Origin of the sequence: Sphingomonas ginsenosidivorax, from assembly GCF_007995065.1 — a bacterium.
GTDB lineage: Bacteria > Pseudomonadota > Alphaproteobacteria > Sphingomonadales > Sphingomonadaceae > Sphingomonas > Sphingomonas ginsenosidivorax.
The window spans coordinates 710,834-727,997 of record NZ_VOQR01000001.1 but is presented as its reverse complement, the minus strand read 5'-3'; the positions used below and the strand labels follow the sequence as shown (position 1 = coordinate 727,997).

Here is a 17,164-nt window from a genome sequence, read left to right as displayed (position 1 = left end):
TCGTCATGCGCGCCACCTCCAAACGGGTCGTTTCCGGCATCCAGCCTACGGGCAATCTCCACCTCGGCAATTACCTCGGCGCGATCCGGCAATGGGTGGCGATGCAGGACGCGATGGCAGACGGCGACGACTGCCTGTTCTTCCTCGCCGACCTGCACGCGCTGACCGTCGCGATCGATCCGCGCGAGCTGGGCGCGAACACGATCGAAATGGCAGCGACGCTGATCGCGTCCGGCATCGACCCCACTCGCGCGATACTGTTCAACCAGGCGCGCGTCCCCGCGCACAGCGAGCTCGCCTGGATCCTGAACGGCACCGCACGGATGGGCTGGCTCAACCGCATGACGCAGTGGAAGGACAAGGCGGGCAAGAACCGCGAGGGGGCCAGCGTCGGTCTGTTCGCCTATCCCGTGCTACAGGCGGCCGACGTACTGCTGTACAATGCCACGCACGTCCCCGTCGGCGACGACCAGAAGCAGCACCTCGAACTCGCCCGCGACATCGCGACCAAGTTCAACACCGATTTCGGCGTCGAGCTGTTCACGCTGCCCGAGCCGTTGATCAGCAAGGCCGCGCCGCGGATCATGAGCTTGCGCGACGGCACCGCGAAGATGTCGAAGTCGGACCCGTCCGACGCCTCACGGATCAATCTGGTCGATGGCGACGACATGATCGTGCAAAAGATCCGCAAGGCGAAGTCGGACGCCGATGCGCTACCCGAGACCGCGGACGGGCTCGAGGGCCGCCCTGAAGCGCGCAACCTCGTCACGATCTACGCCGCGCTTTCGGGCGGCAGCGTGGATGCGGTGCTGGCGCAGTTCGCCGGCCAGGGGTTCGGCGCGTTCAAGCCAGCGCTCGCCGATCTGGCAGTAGCCTCGCTCGGTCCGATCCGCGATCGCCTGACGGCACTGCTCGAGGATCGAACGGCGGTGGCGGCGATCCTCGATCATGGCGCGGACCGGGCCCGCACCTTGGCGGCCCCCACCCTTCGCGCCGCGCAGGACGCAGTGGGCCTGCAGATCTGACGATCAGCCAAGGGGCACCGGCTGCCCGCAGTGCAGCCGGGCCAGCAGTGCCCGGCTCGCGACCAGATGGCGCTCGTACTTGCCGGCATCCCCACCCGGCCTGATCCCGAGTGGCCGCGCCTGCATCTGATCGAAGATCATCACCCGGCCGGCGGCGCACAACCGCGGCAGCACGCGCAGGGGCACGAAGCTGAGGTCGAGCAGGATCGGCCGCGCGATCGGCCCATCGATCCGCACCAGATCCTCGATGAACGCCCCGCCGCGCCCGTCCACGAGCACGACATCGGCTGGCGCCGCACGGAGCACGCGGTAGGCTGCGGCATAGGGGTACAGGAATGACCGCGACAGCGTCAGCGCGACCGGCGCGGTGAAGAGTAGCGCAAAGCCGCACCCGGCCCATAACAATGTCGCCGGCATCGGACGCCCGCGCCCCTTCGACAGGTGGACCCAGCCCCCCGCCGCAAGCAGGCAGAGGCATGGGAGCAGACCGTGCAGGTAGCGATAGCCGTAGCCATGGCCTTGATACACCATCGACAACAACCCGACCGTGCACGACGCCGCGAACGCCACCATGATCGTCGGCTTGCCGTCGGCGTCGCGGAGATCGCGCGCGCCCGCGAACGCCAGCGGGAGCAGCAGGACGTTCTGCCATGCCGCAAACCGCGCGAGGCTGCTGATCGGCTGCAGATCGCCGATCCGGCCGGCGAATTTCATGAGCAGCGCGCCAAGCGGCAATCTCGGTTCGGCAGTCACGGGCGGCGGACCGAGCAGCCATCGCAGGACGACGTCCGGATACACGATGCCCCAGACCACGAGATAGCCGATGCACGCGCCGACATAGAGAGTCGCCGTCCGCCGACGGCCGCTGGCGAAATCCCAGACGATAAAGCCGGACACGAACAGCATATGGAACTGGATCTGGTGAAGCCCGGTGGCGAGCAGCCCGATCGCGATCGCCGCCGCATTGCCACGGGCGTCACGCCGGAGATAAAAGGCAAGCCACACCGCGTTCAGCGCAAAATGTGCGGTCATGGCGTAGGCTGTCATTGCGTTGGCGAGCAGCTGCGTCGAGGTCAGCGCGAGGACGAGCGCGACGACCGCGGGCTCGCGACGGTCCGGCCAGATCCTCCGAGCGGACATCCAGAGCCCGCCACAGCCGATGACGAGCAGCAGCGGTCCTGCAAAAAAAGGATCGCCAAGCAGCCAGGCCGCCGCGCGCAGCAGCGACGAGACGGGCAGATAATTCGACGTCCACAGGCCATGCTCGGTACCGGCCCACGGCATCATGGCGCTCGCCAACGCGCCGAGACCGGCCGGGATCGGACGACCCGCCTGGCCGCGCCGAAAATAATCGGCCGCGAAGTCCGCCATGATCTCGTCGCGGGACAGCGCGAAGCGCTCCATAACGACGAACGATCCGGCATAGGCCAGCACGGCTGCGACGATCACGCAAGCAGCCAGAGGCCCCGCCCGCAGTGCCAGCGGTCGTTCGCCCAGATCGAAGCGGGACAGCACGCACAGCATCAGCCCACTGGCGCCCAGCAACCAGGCGTCCTGATGAAAGAAATAATAATCGATTAGCGTGTCGGGGACGGTGTGCCGGATCGTGATCGCCGCGAGCGCGCATAGCAGGAGCGCGGCGATGCCCGATCGCAGAAGCAGGGACTGTACGGGGTCGGCGCTAGCGCTGGGTTCCATGCGCGCGATCATCGCCGCGCGCGCTTAACATCGCGTTAGCCAACACGCTGCTCAGCCTTCCAATTCGCGGATGAGGACGCGGACAGCGGCGTCGATGTCGCGATCGGTGTCGCGCAGTTCCTCGATCCGGCGGACCGCGTGGATCACCGTGGAATGGTCGCGACCGCCGAATTTGCGCCCGATTTCAGGCAGCGAGCGAGTCGTCAGCCGCTTGGCGAGATACATCGCGATCTGCCGCGGCCGCGCGACCGCACGGGCGCGGCGTGCCGAAATCAGGTCGAGCGGCTTCAGTTCGAAGTGCGCGGAGACGAGTTTCTGGATCTCGTCGATCGTCACGCGCTTCTGCACGCCGCGCAACACCTCGCCCAGCGTCGCCACCGCGAAGTCGAGGTCGATGCTGTCGCCGGTCAGCTGCGCATAGGCGACGACCCGGTTCAGCGCGCCCTCCAGCTCGCGGATGTTCGCGTGGATCCGGCTCGCGATCAGGTCAAGCACGTCGAGCGGCACGCGGGTGTCGGGCAGGTCGGCGAGCTTGCGGTCGAGGATCGCACGGCGCAGCGACAAATCGGGTGCCTTGATGTCCGCGACCAGCCCGACCGCCATCCGGCTCACGATCCGCGCCTCGACGCCTTCGAGCGCCTGCGGGCAGCGATCGGCCGAGATCACCAGCCGCTTGCCCGCCGCCATGATCTCGTTGACGGTGTGGAAGAACTCCTCCTGCGTCGCGTCCTTGCCGGCGATGAACTGCAGGTCGTCGATCAGCAGGAGATCGGCGCCGCGCAACCGCTGCTTGAACGCATGCGTGTCGCGCGCGCGCATCGCCGCGACGAAATCATACATGAAGCGCTCGGCGGACATGCACAGCACGATCGCGTGCGGATTATGATCGAGAAACGCGTGCCCGATCGCGTGCATCAGGTGGCTCTTGCCCTGCCCCGTGCCGCTGTGGAGGAACAAGGGCGAGAAGCGCACGGGTCCCGGCTCGGCCAGCACCTTGGCGGCATTGAACGCGACCTTGTTCGACGCGTCGACGACGAAGCGATCGAAGGTGTAGCGCGGATCGAGCGGCGGGCGCTCGGCCAGCGGCAACGGCAACCCAGGCGCCGCGGCGGAGACCGGCACGGGTGCGACCATAGCCGGCGCAGGCCGAAGCGACGGGTCGACACCGAAGGTCCGTGGCGCGCCCGGTGCTGCCGGTGCGGGTGCCGGTGCATGAACTGGGGCAGGTGCGGGAACGACCGGATCCGGCACCAGAGCCAGCGCGACCGGTGCGGGCCCCGCCACACGAGTCTCGATCTGGACGCTGCGGACGCCCGGCATGATCTGGCGGAATTCGAGTACCAGTCGGTCCGCATAATGGTTGCGGACCCAGTTGGTCATGAACGCCGAGGGCAGCGCGAGACGGATCGTGTCGGCGTCGCTGCCCGGGACCAGCTCGATCGGCTTCAGCCATTGGTCGAACAGCCGCGCGCCTGCGGATTCGCGGAGCGACGTACGCACGCGTGCCCAGGCCTGCTCGGCCTCGGTCGCTCGCATCGTCTGTCCCGGCCAATTCGTCAACGCGCACCTTTCCGAGCCCGCGCGAGGTCCGCGCAGGCGACTGAATTCCAACAGGCAATGTCCCCCCGTGACCGCAACGAGGCAGTCCGGCATCTTCGCCCAGTACCAATGACGCGACCGTGATTCACCGTCGCTGCTGGATGCAGTTATGAAGCGAACGGCCAGTCTAGCAAGGCCTGCGACTGTCACATTTTCTAAATAATGCGGCTTGACTTGAACAAGCCGCGGAAATGCGTCGGATTTTTTATAAGTTCCTCTATTAACGCATTTTTCTCAAATTGGCCGCTGACGCGCCGTGAATCGCGATCGCTCGAATCGTGGGGAATCCTGCGATTCTTCGGACGGTTTTGATCTGCATCTCGCAGACGCAAAAAACCCGCCGGAGAGGACTCCGGCGGGCGATCCGCACCAATAGGGACGAGGCTCAGGCGAGCCCGGTCACGGCCTTGGTCAGGCGAGCGAACTTGCGGCTCGCGGTGTTCTTGTGCAGCACGCCCTTGGCGACGCCGCGCTGCAGCTCAGGCTGCGCCGCGGCGAGTGCCGTGGTCGCTGCGCCCTTGTCGCCCGATGCCAGTGCGGCCTCGACCTTCTTGATGAAGGTGCGGATACGGCCAACGCGGTTGCCGTTCACTTCCGCGCGACGGTCGTTGCGACGGATACGCTTTTTCGCCTGCGGCGTGTTCGCCATGAAGCCCTCGTGAATGCTGGAATGATAAAAGAGAGCGCCGGATTGTTCCTACGCCCTCTGGAAGCCGCGGTCCTTAGCCAGTCCGCCCCAAATCGTCAACCGCCTTATCGTCAGCCGCGTTGGCAGCGCGGGCACCAGAAGGTCGATCGGCCATTCTCGGTGCGGCGCTTCACCACGCCCCCGCAGTCGCACGGGTCGCCTTCGCGGCCATAGACGCGCCACTGTTTCGAGAAATAGCCGAGCTCGCCGTCGGGGCGCGCATAATCCTTGAGCGTCGAGCCGCCGGCAAGGATCGCCGCGGTCAGCACGGTGCGGATCGCCTCGACCAGCCGTTCGAGTCGGACCAGCGAAAGCCGCCCCGCGGCGCGCGACGGCGCGATTCGCGCCATGTGCAGCGCTTCGCAGACATAGATGTTGCCGAGCCCCGCGACGACCCGCTGGTCGAGCAGCATCGCCTTGATCGACGCCCCCCGCCCCGCCAGCGCCTCCAGCAGATACGCCGCGGTCAGATCGGGCCCGAGCGGCTCGGGGCCCGTCGCCAGGAACGGCGGGTAGTTGGCGATGTCGTCGGTCGCCCAGAGATCGAGGAAGCCGAATCGCCGTGGGTCGTTGAGCGCGACGATCCGCCCGGCCTCGGTCTCCAGCAGCAGATGGTCGTGCGGCAGGATCTCGCGCGGATCGACTCGCCACCGCCCCGACATGCCCAAGTGGAACACCAGCGTGTCGCCGCGATCGGTATCGATCAGCCCGTATTTCGCGCGCCGCGACAAGGCGGTGACGACCGCCCCCGTCATCCGCTGACGCAGGTCGACCGGGATCGCTTTCCGGAGATCGGCGCGACGCGGCTCGACGCGGGTCAGGCGCTGGCCGAGCAGCACGGGTTCGAGCCCGCGGACGGTGGTTTCGACTTCGGGGAGTTCTGGCACGAGGATCAGCTAGGTTGCGTTTGCTCCGCCCACAAGGCGCGGCTAGAGCGCGAGGCATGAGCCAGCCCACCGCGCCTACCCCCGCCGCCGCCCCCGCTATCGTCTCCTTCGGGTACGAAGATATCCCCGCGTCCGAAAAGACCGCGCGCGTCGGCGGCGTCTTCTCGAACGTCGCGGCGAAATACGACCTGATGAACGATGCGATGTCGGGCGGCATGCACCGGTTGTGGAAGGATCGGTTCGTCCGCCGGGTCAAACCGCGCGAAGGCGAGCAGATCCTCGACATGGCGGGCGGCACCGGCGACATCGCGTTCCGGATGGAGCCGTCGGGCGCGTCGATCACCGTCGCCGACATCAACCCGCAGATGCTCGAAGTCGGCATGGAACGCGCGCAGAAGCGCGGCATCGACGGGCTGGTCTGGACCGAGGCCAACGCCGAGACGCTGACCTTCCCCGACAAGTTCTTCGACGCCTATACGATCGCGTTCGGGATCCGGAACGTGACGGACATTCCCAAGGCGCTCCGCGAGGCGCACCGCGTGCTGCGGCGTGGCGGGCGTTTCTATTGCCTCGAATTCTCGACGACGCAGTGGCCGGGGTTCGCCGAGGTCTATGACGCCTATTCACACAAGATGGTGCCGAAGCTGGGCCAGCTGCTCGCACAGGATGCCGACAGCTACCGCTACCTGATCGAATCGATCCGCCGCTTCCCGCGGATGCCGCAGTTCAAGGCGATGATCGCCGAGGCTGGGTTCGTGCAGACCAAGGTGGAGCCGCTGCTCGGCGGGCTGGTCGCGATCCACAGCGGCTGGAAGATCTGATGATCACGCAAAGCCGCGACGACGCGAAGAGAAGGTTGGGTTCGCGCGGAGGCGCGGAGACGCGGAGATTTGCGCAAGGCCATGCCAAGCGTCGTCGCGCGCGTCAGCGCGCTGTCATTCTGTCGTCGGTAATGAAGGGCCGCGTTCGCGGCCGGACGCTTCACCTCCGCGTCTCCGCGCCTCCGCGTGAAAATCCTTCTATCCTTTGCGTCTTCGCGTCTTCGCGTGAACCAGCCTTCTCTGCCGCCAAGTGACAGCCTCGACCACCCACATATGGCGCCTGCTCAAATGGGGCCGGATCCTCGCGCGGCACGGCGCGCTGACGGGGATCGAGCGCGATCCGAATACGCCTGCGCCGGTGCGTCGCCTCGCGCGGATCGCGCGGATCGGTGCGCGCGTGCCGAAGGTGCCGCGCTACGCCGATGCGTTCCAAGCGATCGGTCCCGCCGCGATCAAGCTCGGCCAGACGCTTGCGACGCGTCCCGACCTGGTCGGCGAAGCCGCCGCGCACGACCTGTTGCGGCTGCAGGACCAGCTATCGCCCGTCCCCTACGAGACGATCGAGGCGGCGATGCTCGCCAGCTTCGGCCGGCCGCTGGAAGAGCTGTACAGCCGGATCGAACAGACCCCGGTCGGCGCTGCGTCGATCGCACAGGTCCACCGCGCGACCACCACCGACGGCCGCCAGGTCGCGGTCAAGGTGCTGCGCCCCGGCGTCGAGGACGAGTTCGCGCGCGCGATCGACACCTATAGCTGGGCGGCCGCGCAGCTCGAGGCGCTGTCGCCCGAGGCGGCGCGGCTACGCCCGCGCCTAACGATCGAGACGTTCAAGCGCTGGACCCTGCGCGAACTGAATTTCCGGCGCGAGGCGGCCTCGGCGTCCGAGCTGTCCGAGAACATGACCGCCGAATCGGACTTCCTCGTCCCCGAGATCGACTGGGCGCGCTCGACCGCTAAGGTCATGACGATCGAGTGGATCGACGGGATCAAGCTGTCCGATCGCCCCGCGCTGGTCGCGGCGGGCTACGACCTGCCTGCGCTCGCGCAGACCCTGGTCCGCGCGTTCCTGCGTCAGGCGATCGCGGACGGATTCTTCCATGCCGACATGCACCAGGGCAACCTGTTCGCGCTGCCCGGCAACCGCATCGCCGCGATCGATTTCGGGATCATGGGCCGGATCGACCGGCGCGCGCGCGTGTGGCTCGCCGAAATCCTCTACGGGCTGATCACCGGCAACTACAAACGCGTCGCCGAGATCCATTTCGAGGCGGGCTATGTCCCCGCGCATCATGACGTCGGCGAATTCGCCACCGCCCTGCGCGCGGTCGGCGAGCCGATGCGCGGGCTGCCGGTCAAGGACATGTCGATCGGGATGATGCTCGAGAGCCTGTTCTCGATCACGCGTGACTTCGACATGGTCACGCAGCCGCACCTGCTGCTGCTGCAGAAGACGATGGTGATGGTCGAGGGCGTCGCGACCAGCCTCAACCCCGACATCAATCTGTGGAACACCGCCGAACCCTTCGTGCGCGACTGGATCCGCGGCGAGCTGGGGCCCGAAGCGGCACTGGCCGACCGGCTGGTCGACGATTTCCGGCTACTGACCCGCCTCCCCGACCTCGTTCGCCGGATCGAGGCGCAGTTCCCGCCGCCCGGCGGCGAGCCGCTCGCGCCGCCGCTGCGCGCGATCGAGATCGTCCGGATCGGAGGCGGCTGGCGTTATGCCATGGTCGCGCTGGTCACCGCGATCGTCTGCGTGACCGCGACCTGGTTCGCGCTCGGGTGAGACGATGCGCCGCCCGCTGACACCGCTCTGGCTGGCGACGCCGTCCCGGTTCGCCGGCCGGTCGCAGACTGCGGCGCGCGGTGCGCTGGTGGTGCTCGTGGCGGCGCTGCTGGCGACCCTCGCCGCGCTCGCGGTGCCCGCGAGCCAGATCGACACCGCCTTCTATGCCGGAATCGTCGACAGCGTCCGGCACGGCGGCAATTATTATGCGGTGACCGCGGATGCGTTGCGCGCAGGCGATTATCCGCTGCGGCCCGTCCTCGCCTTCGGACTGCCGACGCTGGCGATGGTGGAGGCGTACCTGCCCTCCTTCGCCGTCACCATATTGCTCTATGCGCTGGCGGTTGCGGTCGCGACGGCGTGGCATGCGCGGCTGAAGGCGGCGGTGCGGACGGTCCGCGCGCAGTGGCTGGCCACGCTCCTGCTACTGTTCGCCCTGCTTCCGATGCTCAAGCCTGCGCTGATCGTCGTGCCGGAGGTCTGGGCCGGGCTGTTCGTCGCGCTTTCGCTCGCGGTGCGGCGCCCGGGACGGTGGTTCGACGCGGTCGGCTTCGCGCTGGCGGCCGCGCTGATCCGCGAGACGGCGGTCGTCTATATGCTCATGATGCTGGCGTTCGCTTGGTCGGAGGGCGCGCGGCGCGAAACGATCGGCTGGATGGTGGCGATCGCGCTCGTGCTGGCGGTGTTCGCGGCGCATGTCCATGCGGTCGCCGAGGTCGTGAAGCCGCTCGACGCGACCGCGGATCCCCTCGCGCTGCTCGGCGTCGGCCTGGCGGTCGAGGCCGCAGCGAGCGGTACGATGCTGGCCTTCCTGCCGCTCTGGATCGCCGCGCTGCTGGTCGGCCTCGCGCTGTTCGGCTGGGCGGCGTGGGACGATGCGACCGGGCTTCGCGTGCTCGCCCTGGCGATTGCGGTCGGCGCGCTGCTCGCGCTGTTCGGACGTGCGGACACGCCGCACTGGGCGCTGCTCGTCGCACCGCTGGTGCTGCCGGGGCTGGTCTTCGCCATCGATGGCCTGCGCGACCTGTGGGGCGCCGCACTCGATTCGCGACGGATTACGGTACGGCGGATCCTGCGCTAAAGGAGGCTGCATGAAGCGTATCCTCCTGATCGTCGGCGGCGGCATCGCGGCCTACAAGGCCGCCGAACTCATCCGCCTGCTCAAGAAGCGCGGGCACGCGGTGCGCTGCGTCCTGACCGAGGCGGGGCATCATTTCGTGACGCCGATGACGCTCGCCGCGCTCAGCGAGGACAAGGTCTACACGACGCTGTGGGACCTGAAGGACGAGGCCGAGATGGGGCATATCCAGCTCAGCCGCGAAGCCGACCTGATCGTCGTCGCGCCCGCCACCGCCGATCTGCTCGCGCGGATGGCGGGCGGGCTGGCGAACGACCTGGCGACAACGATCTTGCTCGCGACCGATACGCCGGTGCTGGCCGCGCCGGCGATGAACGTGCGGATGTGGGAGCATGTCGCGACACAGCGCAACGTGGCGCAACTGCGCGCCGACGGCATCACCGTCATGGCGCCCGACGAGGGTCCGATGGCGTGCGGCGAGTTCGGCCCGGGCCGGCTGCCGGAACCCGACGCGATCGCCTCGGCGGTCGAGGCGATGCTGGCCCCCGCCGCCCCGCGCCTCGCCGGCCGCCACATCCTGGTCACCGCGGGGCCGACGCACGAGCCGATCGACCCGGTCCGCTATCTCGCCAACCGCTCGTCGGGCCGCCAGGGGTTCGCGATCGCGGAATCACTGGCGCGGCTGGGGGCGCGCGTGACGCTGGTCGCGGGTCCCGTGGCGCTTCCGACTCCGCCGGGCGTCGACCGCATCGACGTCGAGACCGCGCGCGAGATGGCCGCCGCGGTCGTCGCCGCGCTGCCCGCCGACGCCGCGGTAATGGTCGCCGCGGTCGCCGACTGGCACGTCGCCGCCGCACCGCAGAAGATGAAGAAGGGCGACGCCCTCCCCGTGCTGACGCTGGCCGAGAACCCCGACATCCTGGCGGGCGTCGCGCGAGGCGCGGACCGCCCTCGCCTCGTCGTTGGCTTCGCGGCCGAGACTGAGCGCGTCGTCGAGCACGCCGTCGCCAAGCGCCTGCGCAAACAGGCCGACTGGATCGTCGCCAACGACGTGTCGGGCGACGTGATGGGCGGCGCGGCCAACGCGGTCCACCTGATCACCGCGGACGGCGTCGAGACCTGGGACCGCCTGCCCAAGGCGGTCGTTGCGGACAGGCTGGCGGAGCGTATCGCGGATGCGCTATCAGGCGCGGCATGATCCGCATCGAACTCAAGCGCCTGCCGCATGGCGACGGCTTGCCGCTGCCCGCCTATGCGAGCGACGGCGCCGCCGGGATGGACGTGGTCGCCGCCGAAGCGCTGACGCTCGCGCCCGGCGCGCGGGCCGCGGTCGCCACCGGCTTCGCCATCGCGATCCCGCACGGCCATGAGGTCCAGGTCCGCCCCCGCTCCGGCCTGGCGCTCAAGCACGGCGTCACCTGCCTCAACACCCCCGGGACGATCGACAGCGACTATCGCGGCGAGGTGAAGGTCATCCTCGCCAATCTCGGCGACGAACCGTTCGAAATCGCGCGGGGCGACCGCATCGCGCAGCTCGTGCCTGCCGCCGTGCTGCGCGCCTCGCTCGCCGAGGTCGAGACGCTCGACGACACCGTACGCGGTGCCGGCGGCTTCGGGTCAACCGGCCGATGATCGCGCTGCTGCTGCTGCTCGCGCAGGTCACCGCTCCTCCTGTCGTGCCCACCCAGCCGGCCGTCGTCGCACCCTTGCCGCCGCAGGACTGGAGCACGTTGCCGATCCTCCGCGTCCGCCGGCCCGCGTCCGACATGCCCGACCTGTCCGCCTTCGTGCGGAGCGAGGTCGCGGCGGGCCGCTGCGCCGCGGCGGCGGCCTCGGCGCAGGGATGGGTGCTGAAGATCGACCTCGCCGTGCTCGCGACGCCGGGCGGCCAGGTCCGTCGCATCACGCCGCGCGCGATCGATTGCCCGACGGTCGAGCAATATGCCGCCGGGCTGGTGCTCGGCACCGCGCGCGACAATGTCGATGTCCGCGGCGCGCAGTCCGATACCTGGTACCGCACCACCATGACCTTCGCGTGGAGCGAATGAGCTTCTCCGACGACGAACTCGCCCGCTACGCGCGGCATATCGTTCTGAAGGAATTCGGCGGCGCCGGCCAGGCGCGGCTGAAGGCGGCGTCGGTCGCGATCGTCGGCGCCGGCGGCATCGGATCCCCCGCGATCCAGTATCTCGCCGCCGCCGGAGTCGGCCGGCTGGTGCTGATCGACGACGATATCGTCGAGCCGTCCAACCTGCAGCGCCAGACGATCTTCGTCACCGCCGACACCGGCGTCGCCAAGGTCGATGCCGCCGCCGCCGCCGCGATCCGCATCAATCCGCACGTGACGGTCGAGCCGCACCGCGTCCGGCTGGACCGCGGCACCGTCGCCGCGCTGCTGCAGGGGTGCGACGTCGTCCTCGACGGCTGCGACAATTTCGCGACCCGCTTCATTGTCGCCGACGCCGCCCATGCACAGCGGATCCCGCTGGTGTCCGCCGCGGTCGGGCAGTTCGAGGGCCAACTCGCGGTCTATCGCGGCTGGGAAGCGGACAGGCCCTGCTACCGCTGCTTCGTCGGCGAGGATCCCGAGCGCGCCGAGACGAGCTGCTCGGAAAACGGCGTGCTGGGCCCCGTCACCGGCGTACTCGGCAGCCTCGCCGCACTCGAAGTCCTGCGCGCGATCGCGCCGTTCGGCGACGACCCCGCGGGCAAGCTGCTGATCGTCGACCTCCTCGCGCTGCGGTTCCGGACGATCAGGCTGCCCAAGGACGCCGGATGCCCCGCCTGTGGATCGCGGCCATGATGCCTATGGACACCCTGACCCGCATGCCCCCCCTCGACGGCCCCGCGGACCCGAGCCACATCGCTTGGCAGCCGCGTTCCTCGTTGCTCCGGATCCGGGTGTTCTCGGCGCTGCTGATCGTTGACGTGCTGACGATCGCGACCTGCTTCACGCTAGCCGCCGCGATCCGCGGAATCTTCGCTACCGAGACCGGCTGGCTGCTGTTCCTCGTCACGTTGCTGCCCATCTACTTCGCAGTGGCGATCACGCTTCAGGCCTATGCGCCATCGTCCTTCGCCGACCCGGTCGGCATGGCCTCGAAAGGCGTCAAGGCACTCGGAGTATCGATCGGGACCATCATCTTCATCGCCTTCTATCTGAAGTCGAGCGAGGAACTGCCGCGCGCCACGGTTGCTATCGCCTCCGCGACGTCGATCACGGCTTTGTTCGCAGGCCGGTTCTTTGCAATCCGCAACATGCCGAGCATTGTCGGCGGCAACCCGTTCAGCGTCGTTCTGATCCGTGAATTCGACCAGCCGGTTCCGAGCGGCACCTATTCGGTAATGATCGCGGCCGAGACGTTCTTCGACCCTGAACTCCACGACCCGGTGATGTACGACCGGCTTGCTCGCTCGCTCGGTAGCGCAGACCGGGTCGTCATCGCATGCCATCCCGACCGTCGCATCGCCTGGGCGCGCGCCTTGAAAGGCGCAAATATCCAGAGCGAGATCATCGTACCCGAGCTGACCGGGCTAGCGCCACTGGGGATAGGCCTGCACGGCAGCGAACCGACCGTGGTCGTCGGCACCGGGCCACTGGATCTGTTCGACCGGCTGGTGAAGCGTGCGTTCGACCTTTCGATCGCCGGAGTTGCGGCAATCATTCTGTTGCCGCTTATGCTGATCGTGGCTGTGCTGATCAAGCTCGACAGTCCTGGCCCTGTGTTCTTCCGGCAGCAGCGGATCGGCCGCGGGAACGAGATGTTCCAGATGCTTAAATTTCGCAGCATGCGAACCGAGGCATCGGACAGCGTCGGCGCTCGACTGACCGCCCGCGACGACGACCGCGTCACACGGATGGGCCGACTGATACGCAAGACCAGCATCGACGAGCTGCCGCAGCTTTTCCATGTCCTCACCGGTGAGATGAGCATCGTCGGGCCCCGCCCGCATGCGTTGGGCGCCAAGGCAGCGGACAAACTATATTGGGAGGTCGACGAACGCTATTGGACGCGCCATGCCGCCAAGCCAGGTCTGACCGGGCTTGCTCAGGTCCGCGGCTATCGCGGCAACACCGTCGAGGAAAGCGACCTAAGCAACCGGTTGCAGGCCGACCTGGAGTATCTCGAGACTTGGTCGATCTGGCGCGACCTGACGATCGTCGCGCTGACCTTCCGCGTCCTCCTCCACCGCAACGCGTTCTGACCCTTTACCGTGCGAGCAGATCCTCCATGAACGCGCGCACCACCGGTCCGATGTCGTCGCGTGCCAGTGCGATCGCCAGGTTCGCCTCGATATACCCTGCCTTGTCGCCGCAATCGTAGCGCTGGCCGTTGAAGGTGAAGCCGTGGAACGGCTGCCGCCCAATCAGCTGCGCCATCGCGTCGGTCAGTTGGATCTCGTCGCCGGCACCCTTCTCCTGGTTCTCCAGGATGCGCATCACCTCGGGCTGCAGGATGTAGCGGCCGGGGATCATCAGGTTGGACGGCGCGGTGCCGCGCTTGGGCTTCTCGACCAGGGCGGTGACCTCGGTCAGGCGGCCGTCGATCTTGCCAGGCGAGATGATGCCGTATTTGTCGGTCTCCGAATCGGCGACCTCGAGCGCGCCGACGATGTTGCCGCCGACCTGGTTATACGCCTCGACCATCTGCTTCATGAAGCCGGGCTCGCCGACCATTAGCTCGTCGGGGAGCAGCACCGCGAACGGCTCGTCACCGACGATCTCGCGCGCGCACCACACCGCGTGGCCGAGGCCGAGCGGCTCCTGCTGGCGGATATAGACGGGCGAGCCCGGCTTCATGCGGATGCCGTCGATCGGGTCGAGCGACTTGCCGCGCGACCGCATCGTGTCCTCGAGCTCGTAGGAGATATCGAAATGATCCTCGAGCGAGCCCTTGTTGCGCCCGGTCACGAAGATGATCTGTTCGATCCCGGCTTCGAGCGCCTCCTCGACCGCGTACTGGATCAGCGGCTTGTCGACGACCGTCAGCATCTCCTTCGGCATGGCCTTGGTCGCGGGCAGGAAGCGCGTGCCGAGGCCCGCAACGGGGAACACGGCTTTGCGCAGCGGCTTGATCGGCATGGACTACTCCTGAAAATCCTGGCCGCGCCTCTACGCGCACGGCGGGGCCTCGGCAAATCGCGGTTCCCGACCGCACACGGTTAGGGCCTAATTAAACGGCATGCGCTACGGGCGGTTCCCATGAAGATCCTTGTCATATTCGGGACCCGCCCCGAAGCCATCAAGCTGTTCCCGGTCGTCCGCGCGCTCGCCGCCACGCCGGGCCTCGCCGTCCGCACCTGCGTCACCGCGCAGCATCGCGGGTTGCTCGACCAGGTGCTGGCGATTGCGGACCTCGTCCCCGACATCGACCTCGACATCATGGAACCGGGCCAGACGCTCGATCGCCTCACCGCGCGGCTGCTGACGGGCCTGGGAGACGTGATGGACGCCGAGCGGCCGGACATGGTACTGGTGCAGGGCGACACCGCGACCGCGATGGCCGGGGCGCTGGCGGCCTATTACCGAAAAGTGCCGGTCGCGCATGTCGAGGCGGGCCTGCGCTCGGGCGACATCTACCATCCCTGGCCCGAGGAGGTGAACCGCCGGATCGTCGCGCCGATCGCCGCGCTGCACTTCGCGCCCACCGAGACTGCCGCCGAGGCACTGCGCGCGGAGACGATTCGCGCCGACACGATCCACGTCACCGGCAACACCGTGATCGACGCGCTGCACTGGACGCGCGACCGCGTGGCGGCGGAGCCGGGGCTTGCCGGCGGGCTCGACAAGATCGCCGCGCGGTTCGCGGGCAAGCGGCTGATCCTCGTCACCACGCACCGCCGTGAGAATTTCGGCGATAGCATGGGGCAGATCGCGCGCGCGATCGGCCGGATCGCGGCGCGCGACGACGTCGCGGTCCTGTTCCCGGTCCATCCCAACCCCAACGTCGTAACCGTGATGGACGCGATCCTCGGCGACCGGCCCAACGTCGCGCGGATCGAACCGCTCGACTACCCGCATTTCGTCCGCGCGCTGGGGATGGCCGATATCGTGCTCACGGATTCGGGCGGGGTGCAGGAGGAAGCGCCCGCGCTGGGCAAGCCGGTGCTCGTGATGCGCGAGACCACCGAGCGGCCCGAAGGCGTCGCGGCGGGCACTGCGAAGCTGATCGGCGCGGACGAGGACCGGATCGTTTCCGAAATCTTCACGCTGCTCGACGACAAGGCCGCCTATGCCGCGATGGCCCACGCGCATAATCCGTATGGCGACGGCCACGCCGCAGAGACAATAGCAGGGATCGTCGCGCATGCTGTCGGACGTTGAGTTGAAGGTCGCCGTCCTCGGGCTCGGCTATATCGGCCTGCCTACCGCCGCGATCATCGCGCGTACCGGCGCGCAGGTGCTGGGCGTCGACGTCACCGCCAGCGTCGTCGACACGATCAATTCGGGCAAGGTGCATATCGAGGAAGTCGATCTCGACGGACTGGTCTCCGGCGTCGTCGCGCGCGGCACGCTGCGCGCCTCGATGGCGATCGCTCCCGCCGACGTCTTCGTCATCGCGGTCCCGACGCCGTTCGACGCCGATCATGCGCCGGACATCGCCTACGTGCTACAGGCCGCGACGACGATCGCGAGCGTGCTGAAGCCGGGCGACACGATCATCCTCGAATCGACCTCGCCGGTGGGCACGACCGAGAAGGTCCGCGACCTGCTGGCGACGCTGCGCCCGGATCTGAAGGTCCCGGGACGGACCGGAGACCAGGCCGACATCGCGATCGCCTATTGCCCCGAGCGCGTTCTGCCCGGCCGCATCCTGGTCGAACTGATCGACAACGACCGCGTCATCGGCGGGATCACGCCGCGGTGCGCGCGCAAGGCCCTCACCTTCTATCGCCGCTTCGTGCGCGGGGCCTGCGTCACCACCACCGCGCGCGCGGCGGAGATGACCAAGCTGACCGAGAACGCGTTTCGCGACGTCAACATCGCGTTCGCCAACGAATTGTCGCTGATCGCCGACACGATGGGCGTCGACGTGTGGGAAGTGATCCATCTCGCCAATCGCCATCCCCGCGTCAACATCCTGTCGCCCGGCCCCGGCGTCGGCGGGCACTGCATCGCGGTCGATCCGTGGTTCCTGGTCCATGCCGCACCCGAACAGACCCCGCTGATCCGCACCGCGCGCGAAGTGAACGACGGCAAGACCGATCACGTCATCGCGCAGGTCGCGGCGTTGCTCGAGGCGACACCCGACACCCCGGTCGCGTGTCTGGGGCTCGCGTTCAAGGCGAACATCGACGATTTCCGCGAGAGCCCGGCGGTGAAGGTCGCCGCGGCGATCGCGCGGCGATTCGGCGACCGCGTCCGCATCGTCGAGCCCCATGCCGCCGCCCTGCCCGCCGCATTCGACGGCACCGGGGCGGCTCTGGTCGACGTCGACACCGCGATCGAGACGTGCGGGATCATGGTCGTGCTGGTCGACCACGACGTGTTCCGATCGATCCCGCTCGAGGAGCGCATCGACAAGGCTGTGCTTGACACCCGCGGGATCTGGCCGGACCAGCCGCGACCGGCGCGCTGATC

The 17,164-nt window shown here is 68.1% G+C and carries 16 protein-coding genes; 11 read left to right on the top strand and 5 right to left on the bottom strand.

What is annotated here, in order from left to right; translation table 11 throughout:
* The first annotated feature begins 5 nt into the window (after nt 1-5).
* Complete coding sequence (trpS, locus tag FSB78_RS03205) at nt 6-1,025, top strand: tryptophan--tRNA ligase (protein WP_147079909.1); 1,020 nt, start codon at nt 6-8, stop codon at nt 1,023-1,025.
* 3 nt (nt 1,026-1,028) lie between these two features.
* Here the strand turns inward: trpS and FSB78_RS03200 are convergent, their stop codons facing one another.
* The 4 genes from FSB78_RS03200 to mutM all read right to left on the bottom strand — a co-directional run bounded on the left by FSB78_RS03200 (nt 1,029) and on the right by mutM (nt 5,897).
* Nucleotides 1,029-2,723 carry a hypothetical protein gene (locus FSB78_RS03200; protein ID WP_147079906.1) on the bottom strand — a complete coding sequence of 565 codons (1,695 nt, stop codon included), beginning with the start codon at nt 2,721-2,723 and terminating at the stop codon, nt 1,029-1,031.
* Between the two features lie 51 nt (nt 2,724-2,774).
* Nucleotides 2,775-4,259 (bottom strand): chromosomal replication initiator protein DnaA, encoded by a 1,485-nt coding sequence (gene dnaA, locus FSB78_RS03195; RefSeq protein WP_147079903.1) that lies wholly within the window; start codon nt 4,257-4,259, stop codon nt 2,775-2,777.
* A 448-nt stretch (nt 4,260-4,707) separates the two neighbouring features.
* A complete protein-coding gene (rpsT, locus tag FSB78_RS03190; protein ID WP_031394736.1) occupies nt 4,708-4,971 on the bottom strand; it encodes a 30S ribosomal protein S20 in 264 nt (87 codons plus the stop codon).
* A 110-nt stretch (nt 4,972-5,081) separates the two neighbouring features.
* On the bottom strand, nt 5,082-5,897 hold the full coding sequence (gene mutM, locus FSB78_RS03185; protein ID WP_147079901.1) for a bifunctional DNA-formamidopyrimidine glycosylase/DNA-(apurinic or apyrimidinic site) lyase: 816 nt from the start codon (nt 5,895-5,897) through the stop codon (nt 5,082-5,084).
* Between the two features lie 56 nt (nt 5,898-5,953).
* Between mutM and FSB78_RS03180 the strand changes: the two genes are divergently transcribed.
* The 8 genes from FSB78_RS03180 to FSB78_RS19425 all read left to right on the top strand — a co-directional run bounded on the left by FSB78_RS03180 (nt 5,954) and on the right by FSB78_RS19425 (nt 13,788).
* Nucleotides 5,954-6,718, top strand: coding sequence for a class I SAM-dependent methyltransferase (locus tag FSB78_RS03180; RefSeq protein WP_147079899.1), 765 nt, complete (start codon nt 5,954-5,956; stop codon nt 6,716-6,718).
* A gap of 250 nt (nt 6,719-6,968) precedes the next feature.
* Nucleotides 6,969-8,504 carry a 2-polyprenylphenol 6-hydroxylase gene (gene ubiB / locus FSB78_RS03175; protein WP_147079897.1) on the top strand — a complete coding sequence of 512 codons (1,536 nt, stop codon included), beginning with the start codon at nt 6,969-6,971 and terminating at the stop codon, nt 8,502-8,504.
* A 4-nt stretch (nt 8,505-8,508) separates the two neighbouring features.
* Entirely contained in the window at nt 8,509-9,585 is a 1,077-nt protein-coding gene (locus FSB78_RS03170; protein WP_147079895.1) for a hypothetical protein, read from the top strand.
* Nucleotides 9,586-9,595: 10 nt separating this feature from the next.
* Nucleotides 9,596-10,780 (top strand): bifunctional phosphopantothenoylcysteine decarboxylase/phosphopantothenate--cysteine ligase CoaBC, encoded by a 1,185-nt coding sequence (gene coaBC / locus FSB78_RS03165; RefSeq protein ID WP_147079893.1) that lies wholly within the window; start codon nt 9,596-9,598, stop codon nt 10,778-10,780.
* Nucleotides 10,777-11,214: a dUTP diphosphatase gene (gene dut / locus FSB78_RS03160; protein ID WP_147079891.1), complete on the top strand. Its 438-nt coding sequence runs from the start codon at nt 10,777-10,779 to the stop codon at nt 11,212-11,214. The genes coaBC and dut overlap by 4 nt, the downstream gene beginning before the upstream one ends.
* Nucleotides 11,211-11,630, top strand: a complete 420-nt coding sequence (locus FSB78_RS03155; RefSeq protein ID WP_147079890.1) for a hypothetical protein — start codon at nt 11,211-11,213, stop codon at nt 11,628-11,630. Before dut ends, FSB78_RS03155 begins: the two co-directional genes overlap by 4 nt.
* Nucleotides 11,627-12,385: a HesA/MoeB/ThiF family protein gene (locus tag FSB78_RS03150; protein ID WP_147079888.1), complete on the top strand. Its 759-nt coding sequence runs from the start codon at nt 11,627-11,629 to the stop codon at nt 12,383-12,385. The genes FSB78_RS03155 and FSB78_RS03150 overlap by 4 nt, the downstream gene beginning before the upstream one ends.
* On the top strand, nt 12,385-13,788 hold the full coding sequence (locus FSB78_RS19425; RefSeq protein ID WP_242007960.1) for a sugar transferase: 1,404 nt from the start codon (nt 12,385-12,387) through the stop codon (nt 13,786-13,788). The genes FSB78_RS03150 and FSB78_RS19425 overlap by 1 nt, the downstream gene beginning before the upstream one ends.
* Nucleotides 13,789-13,792: 4 nt before the next feature.
* Here the strand turns inward: FSB78_RS19425 and galU are convergent, their stop codons facing one another.
* A complete protein-coding gene (gene galU, locus FSB78_RS03140; RefSeq protein ID WP_147079886.1) occupies nt 13,793-14,665 on the bottom strand; it encodes a UTP--glucose-1-phosphate uridylyltransferase GalU in 873 nt (290 codons plus the stop codon).
* A 120-nt stretch (nt 14,666-14,785) separates the two neighbouring features.
* On the opposite strand from galU, the gene wecB reads away from it, so the two are divergent.
* Together wecB and wecC are read left to right on the top strand one after the other, a co-directional pair.
* A complete protein-coding gene (gene wecB / locus FSB78_RS03135; RefSeq protein ID WP_147079883.1) occupies nt 14,786-15,907 on the top strand; it encodes a non-hydrolyzing UDP-N-acetylglucosamine 2-epimerase in 1,122 nt (373 codons plus the stop codon).
* On the top strand, nt 15,891-17,162 hold the full coding sequence (gene wecC, locus FSB78_RS03130; RefSeq protein ID WP_147079881.1) for a UDP-N-acetyl-D-mannosamine dehydrogenase: 1,272 nt from the start codon (nt 15,891-15,893) through the stop codon (nt 17,160-17,162). The genes wecB and wecC overlap by 17 nt, the downstream gene beginning before the upstream one ends.
* Nucleotides 17,163-17,164 lie beyond the last annotated feature (2 nt).

What these genes read in the sequence shown, in the direction of transcription:
- trpS (WP_147079909.1), top strand. Translation starts at nt 6, where the DNA reads ATGCGCGCCACCTCCAAACGGGTCGTTTCCGGCATCCAGCCTACGGGC.
- galU (WP_147079886.1), bottom strand. Translation starts at nt 14,665, where the DNA reads ATGCCGATCAAGCCGCTGCGCAAAGCCGTGTTCCCCGTTGCGGGCCTC.
- coaBC (WP_147079893.1), top strand. Translation starts at nt 9,596, where the DNA reads ATGAAGCGTATCCTCCTGATCGTCGGCGGCGGCATCGCGGCCTACAAG.
- dnaA (WP_147079903.1), bottom strand. Translation starts at nt 4,259, where the DNA reads ATGCGAGCGACCGAGGCCGAGCAGGCCTGGGCACGCGTGCGTACGTCG.
- FSB78_RS03155 (WP_147079890.1), top strand. Translation starts at nt 11,211, where the DNA reads ATGATCGCGCTGCTGCTGCTGCTCGCGCAGGTCACCGCTCCTCCTGTC.
- FSB78_RS03150 (WP_147079888.1), top strand. Translation starts at nt 11,627, where the DNA reads ATGAGCTTCTCCGACGACGAACTCGCCCGCTACGCGCGGCATATCGTT.
- wecC (WP_147079881.1), top strand. Translation starts at nt 15,891, where the DNA reads ATGCTGTCGGACGTTGAGTTGAAGGTCGCCGTCCTCGGGCTCGGCTAT.
- rpsT (WP_031394736.1), bottom strand. Translation starts at nt 4,971, where the DNA reads ATGGCGAACACGCCGCAGGCGAAAAAGCGTATCCGTCGCAACGACCGT.
- FSB78_RS03200 (WP_147079906.1), bottom strand. Translation starts at nt 2,723, where the DNA reads ATGGAACCCAGCGCTAGCGCCGACCCCGTACAGTCCCTGCTTCTGCGA.
- FSB78_RS03180 (WP_147079899.1), top strand. Translation starts at nt 5,954, where the DNA reads ATGAGCCAGCCCACCGCGCCTACCCCCGCCGCCGCCCCCGCTATCGTC.
- wecB (WP_147079883.1), top strand. Translation starts at nt 14,786, where the DNA reads ATGAAGATCCTTGTCATATTCGGGACCCGCCCCGAAGCCATCAAGCTG.
- dut (WP_147079891.1), top strand. Translation starts at nt 10,777, where the DNA reads ATGATCCGCATCGAACTCAAGCGCCTGCCGCATGGCGACGGCTTGCCG.
- FSB78_RS03170 (WP_147079895.1), top strand. Translation starts at nt 8,509, where the DNA reads ATGCGCCGCCCGCTGACACCGCTCTGGCTGGCGACGCCGTCCCGGTTC.
- FSB78_RS19425 (WP_242007960.1), top strand. Translation starts at nt 12,385, where the DNA reads ATGCCTATGGACACCCTGACCCGCATGCCCCCCCTCGACGGCCCCGCG.